General features: G+C 67.8%; 9 protein-coding genes. 5 read left to right on the forward strand and 4 right to left on the reverse strand.

Translation table 11 applies throughout. The features are described from left to right. On the reverse strand, positions 1 to 1,868 hold a 1,868-nt coding region (locus tag ACYDAT_RS14990), incomplete at its 3' end, for a peptidase domain-containing ABC transporter (RefSeq protein WP_461451141.1). Continuing rightward, a complete protein-coding gene (locus tag ACYDAT_RS14995; protein WP_461440228.1) occupies positions 1,865 to 3,142 on the reverse strand; it encodes an HlyD family secretion protein in 1,278 nt (425 codons plus the stop codon). The genes ACYDAT_RS14995 and ACYDAT_RS14990, both read right to left, overlap by 4 nt. Before the next feature lie 221 nt (positions 3,143 to 3,363). Here ACYDAT_RS14995 and ACYDAT_RS15000 point away from each other — a divergent pair, with 221 nt between their 5' ends. Further along, on the forward strand, positions 3,364 to 5,223 hold the full coding sequence (locus tag ACYDAT_RS15000; protein ID WP_461451143.1) for a phospholipase D-like domain-containing protein: 1,860 nt from the start codon (positions 3,364 to 3,366) through the stop codon (positions 5,221 to 5,223). A gap of 121 nt (positions 5,224 to 5,344) precedes the next feature. On the opposite strand, the gene ACYDAT_RS15005 is transcribed toward ACYDAT_RS15000, so the two are convergent. Beyond that, positions 5,345 to 5,788 carry a GatB/YqeY domain-containing protein gene (locus tag ACYDAT_RS15005; protein WP_461440230.1) on the reverse strand — a complete coding sequence of 148 codons (444 nt, stop codon included), beginning with the start codon at positions 5,786 to 5,788 and terminating at the stop codon, positions 5,345 to 5,347. Positions 5,789 to 5,854: 66 nt separating this feature from the next. Next, positions 5,855 to 6,070: a 30S ribosomal protein S21 gene (rpsU, locus tag ACYDAT_RS15010; protein ID WP_297904437.1), complete on the reverse strand. Its 216-nt coding sequence runs from the start codon at positions 6,068 to 6,070 to the stop codon at positions 5,855 to 5,857. A 51-nt stretch (positions 6,071 to 6,121) separates the two neighbouring features. On the opposite strand from rpsU, the gene tsaD reads away from it, so the two are divergent. The 4 genes from tsaD to ACYDAT_RS15030 form a co-directional block, all read left to right on the forward strand. Further along, positions 6,122 to 7,162 (forward strand): tRNA (adenosine(37)-N6)-threonylcarbamoyltransferase complex transferase subunit TsaD, encoded by a 1,041-nt coding sequence (gene tsaD / locus ACYDAT_RS15015; RefSeq protein ID WP_461451145.1) that lies wholly within the window; start codon positions 6,122 to 6,124, stop codon positions 7,160 to 7,162. Beyond that, on the forward strand, positions 7,159 to 7,524 hold the full coding sequence (locus ACYDAT_RS15020) for a dihydroneopterin aldolase (protein WP_461440231.1): 366 nt from the start codon (positions 7,159 to 7,161) through the stop codon (positions 7,522 to 7,524). The genes tsaD and ACYDAT_RS15020 overlap by 4 nt, the downstream gene beginning before the upstream one ends. A gap of 427 nt (positions 7,525 to 7,951) precedes the next feature. After that, entirely contained in the window at positions 7,952 to 8,488 is a 537-nt protein-coding gene (folK, locus tag ACYDAT_RS15025; RefSeq protein ID WP_461451147.1) for a 2-amino-4-hydroxy-6-hydroxymethyldihydropteridine diphosphokinase, read from the forward strand. A gap of 653 nt (positions 8,489 to 9,141) precedes the next feature. Further along, positions 9,142 to 9,749, forward strand: a 608-nt coding sequence (locus ACYDAT_RS15030; RefSeq protein WP_461451149.1) for a TonB-dependent receptor plug domain-containing protein, incomplete at its 3' end; no start/stop codon positions are given.

A 9,749-nucleotide genomic window follows, 5' to 3' on the forward strand; every position in this document is an offset into this window, starting at 1 on the left:
TCATGGATGTGCACTAGGCGCGCGGCGGCCTCGATGCGCGTGGCGGTGGCCTCGGGATCGAAGAAACTGATGTTGTCGGCGATGCTGCCGGTGAACAGGCTGTCTTCCTGCAGCACCGCGCCGAGCATGGCGCGGTAGCGCGCCTTGCCCAGGCGGCGTAGGTCGATGCCGCCGACGCTGATGGCGCCCAGCTCGGGGTCGAGCAGGCCCAGCAAAATCTTGGCTAACGTGGTCTTGCCGCAGCCGGAGGGGCCGACGATGGCCACCGATTCGCCCGCACGGATATCCAGGTCGAGATCTTTGAGCACCCACGGCTCGCCCGGCGCGTAGCGGTAACTCACGCCGCGCAGGCGCAGGCTGGGTTCCGGCTGCGGGCCGACATAAGGCGTGTTCACGTGGCGCTCGGGCGCGGTGAGCACGATGTCGGCCAGACGCTCGCCCTGCAGGCGCAGCAGCTTGAGATCGACCAGGTAATTGATGAGTGCGGCGCCGCGCCCGGTGAACTGGTCGCTGTAGGCAAGGAAGGCCATCAGCATGCCGGCGCTGAGTTGCCCATCGAGGATGGCGCTGGCGCCGATCCACACCACGCCGATGCGCTCGAGTCCGAACAGCAGATTGTTGAGGCTGCCGAACAGCAAGCTGTAGCGCTGTACTTCGAGATTGCGATTGGCGGTGTCGGTGGCCGCGTTGAGGTAGCGCCCGGTGTGATGCGCGGCGCGGTGATAAAGGCGGATGGTCTGCGCGCCACGCACCGATTCAAGGAACTGCGATTGCTGCTTGGCCGCAGCGACGATGGAACCGAGGTTGGCCTCGCGGAACACCCGGTAGGACAGTGCGCGCAAGCCGGCGTAGAGCGCGAACGCCAGCAATGTCAGTGCCGCGAGCAGGCGGCTGTAAAGCAGCATCATGCCCAGAGTCAGCACGGTCATCACGCCATCGAGCACGGTTTCGACGGCGCGTGTGGTCAACGTGTTCTGGATGACGCCGGTGGCGCCAAAGCGCGAGCTGATGTCGCCCAGATGGCGCTTGGCGAAATACTCCTCGGGCAACTTGAGCAGGTGACCAAACACATTGCCCGCCCAGGCCAGGTTCAACGAGGTGCCCAGCCACATCACCACCCACGTGCGCAGCGCCGACACGCCCACCTGCAGCACGGTGAGCAGGGCAAAGCCCAGGCCCAGCAAGGTAAGCAGGTTGCGATCACCCCCGGCCACGACCTGATCGAGCACGGTCTGCACGAACAGCGGGCTGACCAGGGCGAAGATCTCCAGCACCAGCGCCAGGCCCAGCACCTGCAGCAACGCCGAGGGCAGACCGCGCACCCGGCCCAGCAGTTGCCGCAGCGCCAGCGGCGGCTCGGCCTTCTTGCGTTCAAAACGCGGTGAGGGCATGAGTTCCAACGCGACACCGGTGAAATGCGCGGAGACCTCGCGCAGCGGCAGGCGGCGCTCACCCACGGCCGGATCGTGGATTTCCACCGTGCTGCCGCGCACGCGCTTGAGCACCACGAAGTGGTTCAAGTCCCAATGCAGGATGCACGGCATGGCCAGTTGGTCGAGTTCGTCCAGCTCCAGGCGCAACGGGCGACTGGCCAGGCCCAGCGCGTCGGCCATCTCGATCAGCCGCGCCAAGGTGGCGCCCTTCAGCGACAAGACGAAACGCTGGCGCAGCGCGGGCAACTCGACGGCGTGACCATGGAAGCCAGCGACCATGGCGAGGCACGCCAGGCCGCACTCGGCGGCCTCGGTCTGGCGCTGCAGCGGCAGCTTGCGGCGCCAGCCGAATTGCAGGCCTTGCGGTGCCAGCGCAGGTGCATGTACGCCATCGCCACCGGCCACGACTGCCGCAGGAAGATCCAGTGGCCTCATGACGCGCGCTCCGGCAGACGCCGCGCGAAGCCGTACAGCGGTTCGAACACCCACTCCAGCAGGCGGCGGCGTTCCAGCAGCAGGTCGGCCTCCAGGGCCATGCCTGGTTTCAGCGCCTGCGCCGCGCCGTAAGCGATCACGCGCTGGTCATCCAGCACGATGCGCACGCGATACAGCGCGGTTGGCGGCGCTTGCCCGCCCAGTAGCGTGCTGATCTCGGCCTGGCTCAGCGCGCTCTGGCTGATCTGGCGCACGCGTCCGCCTTGCAAGCCGAACTTCTGGTATGGAAACGCCGCGTAGCGCAGGGCCACGCGTTGGCCAGCTCGCACGAAGCCCGCCGCCTCGCTGGGAATCAGCAGTTCGGCTTCCAGCGGCACGCCGTCCGGCGCCAAGGCCAGCAGCGCCTGACCCGCGACCACCGGTTGGCCCTCGACCGCCAGCACCGAGGTGACGCGCCCGGCGCGCGGTGCGCGGATGACCGCCGCGCGCTCGGCCTCGGCCTGCGCCAGCGCCTGCTCGATACCCGCGCGCTGGCGTTGCAGCCCGCTGCGCTGGCTGGCCAGATTCAGCGGAAGCTGCGTGTACTGGTCCTGCGTGGCAGCCAGTTGCTGGCGCAGCTCGATGAGCTGGCGATCGAGCGCCTTGACTTGCGACTCGGCCTCCAGCTTCGCACTGCGCTGGCGCGCGATTTCAAACACCGAGATGTAACCCTTGTCGCCCAGTGGCGCGATGCGCGCCAGCAGGGCTGCGCTCTGCGCGGCCTGCTCGCGTGCCAGCAGGCGCTGCTGCTCCATGCTGCGCAATTGCGCGCGCAGCAAGGCCATGCGCTGCGCCAGCCCGGAACGCTGCTGCACCACAAGCTGCTCGGCATCAGCGATTTCGCTGCCCAGGCGCGTGCGCTGCGTGGCCAACTGCGACAGCACCGCGCTGGACGTGTCACCCGCAAGACTCTGGCGCTCACTGGACACCACGGCCAGCACCTGGCCCGCGGCGACTGGCGCACCCTCGCGCATCGCGATGCGTTGCACCCGACCCGCCGCCGGCGCGGCCAGCGTCAGCAAACCCGTGGCGGGCGCCAGCATGCCGGTGGCTTGCACGCGCCGCGTGTACGTGCCCAGGCTGGCGAAGCCGGCCAGCACGGCCACGATAGCGACGATGCCGCCGGCCAGTACACGCGCCGACAGCGGTGTGACCAGACGCAGCTCGCCCAGCCAGCGCTGTTGCTGCGCGTGCAGCGCTTCATCGCGAAACAATTTCCCCGCTGCTGCCGACATCGCGCCATCCCCATGGCTGTCCATGCTGCTCGGCGGTGTCCCCACACGTGCCAAGCGTGGGAAGCACGCTACGGCGGCACATGGCACGGTCGCCCGTGCTGCAAGTCATGTTCGCTGTGCGCGGTTGCATGTTTCTTGTGTAGTCACTGGCTGACAGAAAGCGCTGAAGCAAACGCAAGCACGGCTCGCACCCAACTGCCTCGTGCGCCTAAGATCACCCCGTGCCCGGCCCACAAATATCGCTATTGCGTGCGTTGCTGCTGCCAACGCTGATCGCGTTGCTGGCCGGCTGCGCGGTGTCGCGGCAGGATGTGCGCGCGGCGCGCGTGGTGATGACGCAAAGCCATGCGCTGCATGCGCCGCCGCCGTGCGCGGCGCCGGATCATTGCGCGGCACCCTCGGCGCTGCTCGAACTCGGGCGCGCGAACGATCGGGCCAGCACCGCGACGGCGGCGCAGAACACCGCGATCCTGCTGGATGCGCCGGATGCCGCGCTGGCCGCGCGCCTGAACCTGATCGCGGGCGCGCGGCACAGCATCGACGTGCAGACCTATCTGTGGTCGTTCGACGATGTCGGCAACCTGATGCTGGACGCGCTGCTGCGCGCGGCGCAGCGCGGCGTGACGGTGCGCATCCTCGCCGATCAACTGTTTTCGTTTCCCAACGTCGGCACGCTGGCGGCGCTGGCGCGCAGCAACCCGCACCTGCGCATCCGCCTGTACAACCCGACGTTCGACGAGGCGCGCACGCAGCCGCTGCAGTGGGCGGCGGGCATCGTGTGCTGCTACTTCCGCTTCAACCAGCGCATGCACGACAAGCTGCTGCTGGTCGATGGCCGCGTCGGCATCGTCGGCGGGCGCAATTACGAAAACCGCTATTTCGGCTGGGACGCGAGCCTCGATTACCTCGACCGCGATGTGCTGCTCGCCGGCCCGGTGGCGCGAATCATGCGGCGCAGTTTTCATGTGTTCTGGCGCAACCCGCGCGCGCTGCCGCTGCCGCGATTGCGCGATGTGAATCAGTCGCTGCGCGTCACCGGCGCGGATGGTCCGCCGTGGACGCCGCCGCCCTGGCAGGATGCCGCGCGCGTGGCCGCCACCGAGCGCGCTGCCGCGAACCCGGCATGGATGGCGCGGCATGTGTTGGCGCACGCCATGCGCGTCGGCGCGGTGGAGTACTACTCGGATTTGCCGGCCAAGACCGAGGATCCGAATCTGCGCAGCGCCGACAAACTGACGCAGCACCTGATAGACGTGATCGGCGGCGCGCAGCACGAGCTGCTGATGCAAACGCCGTATCTGGTGCTCAGCGACCGCGCCTACGACCTGCTGCGTCGCCTGCACCGCGAGCGCCCGACGCTGCGCATGATCGTGTCCACCAACTCGCTGGCTTCCACCGATGCTTTCGCCGTGTATGGCATCTCCTACAAGCACCGCAAGCGCTATATCAAACGGCTCGGCTTGCAGGTCTACGAGTTGATGCCGCGGCCCTCGGCGGAGATGGGTGAGCAGGCCCTGGGCGCGGCCATGCCGCAAGCCGGCGCGGCGGCGCCGATCGCGCCAGAGCGCGCGCCACTGCTGGCGGTATTCGATTACCCCGCGCCACTGCTGGCGCCGGGTCCGCGCATCAGCCTGCACGCCAAGTCGTATGTCATCGACGGGCGCATCGCGGTGATCGGCTCGCACAATTTCGATCCGCGCTCGGATCACTACAACACCGAGAACGGCGTGATCATCGACGACACCGCGTTCGCGCAGGAGCTGCGTACCTCGATCCTGCGCGCCACGCAGCCGGACAACGCCTGGGTGGTGGCGCGGCGCGACAACCCGCCGCTGTTCGGCCCGATCAGCCGCGTGCTGGGCGATATTTCCGCAGCGCTGCCGATCTTCGATTTCTGGCCGTTCCGCTACGCCACCGACTGGCAGAAAAAACCCGATTGCCCGCCGCTGCTGCCCAGCGACCCGCGCTTCCGCCAGTGCTACGAACAGGTCGGCGATTTCCCCGATGTGAACCTGTCCGGCAAGGCCATCTACACGCGCATCATCACCGCGTTCGGCGTCAGCTTCAGCGGGATCATGTGATCGCGCGGCCAAGGCGCGCGCTGTGGCGTTTGTGTGCCGGCGGTGCTTCGCGGTGCGCGGCGGGGCAAGACAAAAACTTGCGCCCAAGCGACAGGCTGGCGTCCCGCGTCCGGCAGAAGTCTCAGCCCAGACGCGCCTTGACGCGCGCCGACAGCGCGGTCATGTCGGCGCGACCGGCGACTTTGGGCTTGAGCGCGGCCATCACCTTGCCCATGTCGCGCGCGCTGCTGGCGCCGGTCTCGGCGACGGCGGCGGCGAGCAGCGCCTCGAGTTCGGATTCACTCAGCGGCGCCGGCAGCCAGGTTTCGAGTTGGGTGATTTCGTATTGCTCTTGCGCGGCCAGATCGGCGCGTTGCGCGGCCTGGAACTGGGCCAGCGAATCGCGGCGCTGCTTGAGCATTTTTTCCAGCACCGCCAGCACCTGCGCGTCGTCGAGCACGATGCGCTCGTCGACCTCGCGCTGCTTGAGCGCGGCCAGCGCCAGACGCAAAACGCCCAGACGCGGCTTGTCGCCCGCGCGCAGCGCGGATTTCATGGCCTCGGTGATCTGCTCTCTGAGCGACATGGCGGGCGGATGATGCTGGAGCAAACTGCCAATGCGGGGCCGACGCGAACAGCGCCGGCGCGCGGTTCAGAACAGGCGGATCTGGCGGGCGCCGTCGCGCGACACGCGGCGCGCCTGACGCTTGACCGCGGCAGCGCGCTTGCGCTTGCGTTCCTGCGTGGGCTTTTCGTAGAACTCGCGTTTGCGCGTCTCGGCCAGCACGCCGGCCTTCTCGCACGTACGCTTGAAACGACGCAAGGCGACCTCGAAAGGCTCGTTCTCGCGCACCTTGACGTTGGGCATGTGCACTCCGGGTAAACTGCCCGTCGATACGGGCGAGCCGGAGAGTATAGCGTGGCCTCGGCGCGAGTTTCAAAGCCGGTGCTGGGGGTGGAAAGCTCCTGCGACGAAACCGGCGTGGCGGTGTTCGACGTGGCGCAGGGCCTGCTCGCGCACCGTCTTTACAGCCAGGCGTCGATGCACGCCGAGTACGGCGGCGTGGTGCCCGAGCTAGCTAGCCGCGACCATGTGCGCAAGCTGCTGCCGTTGATTGAAGCCACGCTGGGCGATGCCGGCCTGCGCCCGCGTGACTTGGGTGGCGTGGCCTACACCGCTGGGCCTGGCTTGGCTGGGGCGTTGCTGGTGGGTGCCGCCACTGCGCGCGCGTTGGCCTGGGCGCTGGAAATCCCCGCCATCGGCGTGCACCACATGGAAGGTCACCTGTTGGCGCCGCTGCTCGAGCCTGATCCGCCGCAACCGCCATTCGTGGCGCTGCTGGTGTCTGGTGGGCACAGCATGCTGGTGCAGGTTGTCGCGATCGGCCGCTACGCGCTGCTGGGCGACACCCTGGACGATGCCGCTGGCGAGGCCTTCGACAAGACCGCGATGCTGCTCGGGCTGGCCTATCCCGGTGGCCCGGCGCTGGCCGATCTGGCCACGCAGGGGCGTCGCGATGCGTATCGCTTCACACGTCCGCTGCTGGATCGACCGGGGCTGGATTTCAGTTTCTCCGGGCTCAAGACCCAGGTGTTGCTGGCCTGGCAGCGCAGCGATCACAGCGACGCCACGCGCGCCGACATCGCCGCCAGCTTCGAGGCCGCCATGGTCGAGACGCTGCTGGAAAAATGTCGCCGCGCGCTGCGCGCCAGCGCCGGCACGCGGCTGGTGGTGGCCGGCGGCGTCGGTGCCAACCGCGCGCTGCGCGCGGCGCTGGCCACGGCCGGCGCCAGCGATGGCTTTCGCACGTATTTTCCGCGGCCGGAATTCTGCACTGACAACGGCGCCATGATCGCCCACGTCGGCGCGCTGCGCCTCGCCGCCGGCGAGCATGGCGACGCCGCCATCCGCATCTTCCCGCGCTGGTCGCTGGACAGCCTCGGCGCGCTGGCCGCGTGAGCGATCACATTTATATCGACGCGCTGGAGTTGCACTGCGTGATCGGCGTGCATGCGCACGAGCGCCTGGCACCGCGCCTGCTGCTGTGCGACGTGCAACTGGCCTGCGACACGCGCGCGGCCGCGGCCAGCGATCGTCTTGAACACACCCTCGACTACGACGCCATCGCGCAGCGCCTGCGCGCGCTGGCGGCCAGCATGCAACCGGCGCTGCTGGAAACCCTCGCCGAGCGCATGAGCGATGTGCTGCAGCGCGAGTTCGGCGCGCGCTGGCTGCGCCTGCGCCTGGACAAACCCGGCGTCGTGGCCGGCACGCGCGGTGTCGGCATCGTCATCGAGCGCGGATTGCGCGTGCCCGGATGAAGCCACCTGATTGGCGTCGAGCTCAGCAGGCTTGCCCCTCTCCCGGCGGGGTGAGACAGCGCGCCAATGATCTGCCGCAGGCAGATCATGCGCTGCCGAACGCCCGAGCGCTGTGCGTGCGGGCTGGGACAAGAGCCTGTCATGGGCTTGTCGAAGGATGGCGCGCAGCGCCGGATGAACTGGCTTCCCTTCTCCCGCCGGGAGACGACCAACGGAAGTCCCCAAGGGAAGGTGGCCGCAGGCCGGATGAGCAACCGGGACCGGAGCATGGCGTTGCCGAATTCATGGTGACGATTACTCTGCGCCGAACCCTCCCCCCAACACTCTCCCGGCGGGAGAGGGGAAGCCCCAATCCCGCAGCGCGCTGCCTCACCCCGGTGGGAGAGGGACTTTTGCCGCTCAATTTCAGCGCGAATCAGATGAAGTCATGAACATCTCCCCGCCAGCCGATGCCAAGCGCGCGGCAACAACCACCCCGGCGCCGGGCGCCGAACCCGCCACCGATCTGCCCGTGCGCGCCTGGCTGAGCCTGGGCAGCAATATCGCGCCGGAGCGCAATCTGGCCGATGCGCTGGCCGCGCTGCGCGCGCGCTTCGGCGCGCTGCTGGTCTCCAGCGCCTGGCGCAGCGCGCCGGTGGGTTTCAGCGGCGCGGACTTCCTCAATATCGCCATGGGCCTGGACAGCGATCTGCCACCGCTGGCGCTGCGCGACTGGCTGCACGATCTGGAAGCCCGGCTCGGCCGCGACCGCCGCGCGCCGCGCCTGTCCAGCCACACGCTGGATGCCGACCTGGTGTTGTTCGGCGATCAGGTGCTGCACACGCCCGAGCTGGAACTGCCGCGCCGCGACCTGCTGCAGCCCTGGGTGCTCGGTCCGCTGGCCGAGATCGCTCCGGACCTGCGCGAGCCGCGCAGCGGGCAATCACTGGCGGCGCTGTGGGCCGCGCGCGGCATGGGCGCCTGATACTCACCCCCGAGGCTTGGACCCCGCCCATCTCTGCGCGGGAATGACAAAGACGGGAATTTTGCTCGTCATCACCGCGCAGAGCCTGCCCCCGCGCAGGCAGGGGCGGGGATCCAGAACGTACCGCACGCCCATGCTCTCGCTGCATCTCGTCATCCTGTGCCCCTTGTCACCCGTCCCTTGTCATTCCCGCGCCCCTCGTCATTCCCGCGCCCCTCGTCATCCCCGCGCCCCTCGTCATCCCCGCGCAGGCGGGGATCCAGAAGTCTTGCCACGTATCCAGGCAATGCATGACCAGCTTCGCTGTTGTGAGGCGCATCCCGCCTTCGCGGGAATGACGAAAAGTGGGCGTTGCTGCTGAGCGCGGCCTGGACTCCATGATCTTGATCCGGCGCCAAGCCCGCCCCGCCGATCCAGCCAACAAGCGCCTGAAAACGCGGCTTGTGCTGCGCTGCAATGGCACAAAACTTACAAAACAGCACCCAGTTCACATACAACTTCATTACACAGCAGCCAAACCCATGGCCAGCAATGTGCGAATGGCGTTAGCTTCAGGTTAAAGCCGCGCGAGAATGCTGATGCTGCGGCTTTCGGCCATGGTCGGGCAACACCGGCCAGCATGCTTCGCCTGCACACACACGGAGTCTTGACCCATGAAGCCCATGCAACGCTCGTTGTTGGCGGCCGCGATCGTCGCGGCGCTCTCGGCCTCGGCCTACACCCTGCCCGCGCGCGCGCAGGGTACGCAGACCGGCACCACGCAGAAGCAGGACAAGAAAAAGGCGCAAGAACTGAAGAAGATCGTGGTCACCGGCTCGCTGATCCCGACCGCCGAGATCGATACCTCGACCCCGGTGATCACTATCACCGCGCAGGATATCAAGAGGGAGGGGTTTACCAGCCTTTATCAAGCGCTGCGCGCGCAGCCGTTGGCTACTGGCCAGGTGCAAGGCCAGCAGTTCGCTCCGGGTTTTACGCCCGGTGCGCAGACGATCTCGTTACTCGGCCTGCCGCCCGGCTTCACTCTGGTCATGATCGATGGCCACCCCTTGGCCGACTATCCGCTGCTGTACAACGGCGCGCAGAGCTTCACTGACTTTTCCTCGATTCCGCTGGCGATGATCAGCAGCATCCAGATCGTACCGGGCAACGAATCGGCGATTTATGGATCGGGTGCGATCGCCGGCGTGGTCAATGTCATCCTCAAGCACAATGTGCATGGCGTTGATTTCGATTATGCCGCCGGCGGCTATTCGGGTGG

Source organism: Metallibacterium sp. (assembly GCF_054637675.1).

Bases quoted from the DNA above. Each gene is read 5' to 3' on its own strand.
- rpsU (WP_297904437.1), bottom strand. From the start codon at position 6,070: ATGCCCAACGTCAAGGTGCGCGAGAACGAGCCTTTCGAGGTCGCCTTG.
- ACYDAT_RS15005 (WP_461440230.1), bottom strand. From the start codon at position 5,788: ATGTCGCTCAGAGAGCAGATCACCGAGGCCATGAAATCCGCGCTGCGC.
- folK (WP_461451147.1), top strand. From the start codon at position 7,952: ATGAACATCTCCCCGCCAGCCGATGCCAAGCGCGCGGCAACAACCACC.
- ACYDAT_RS14995 (WP_461440228.1), bottom strand. From the start codon at position 3,142: ATGTCGGCAGCAGCGGGGAAATTGTTTCGCGATGAAGCGCTGCACGCG.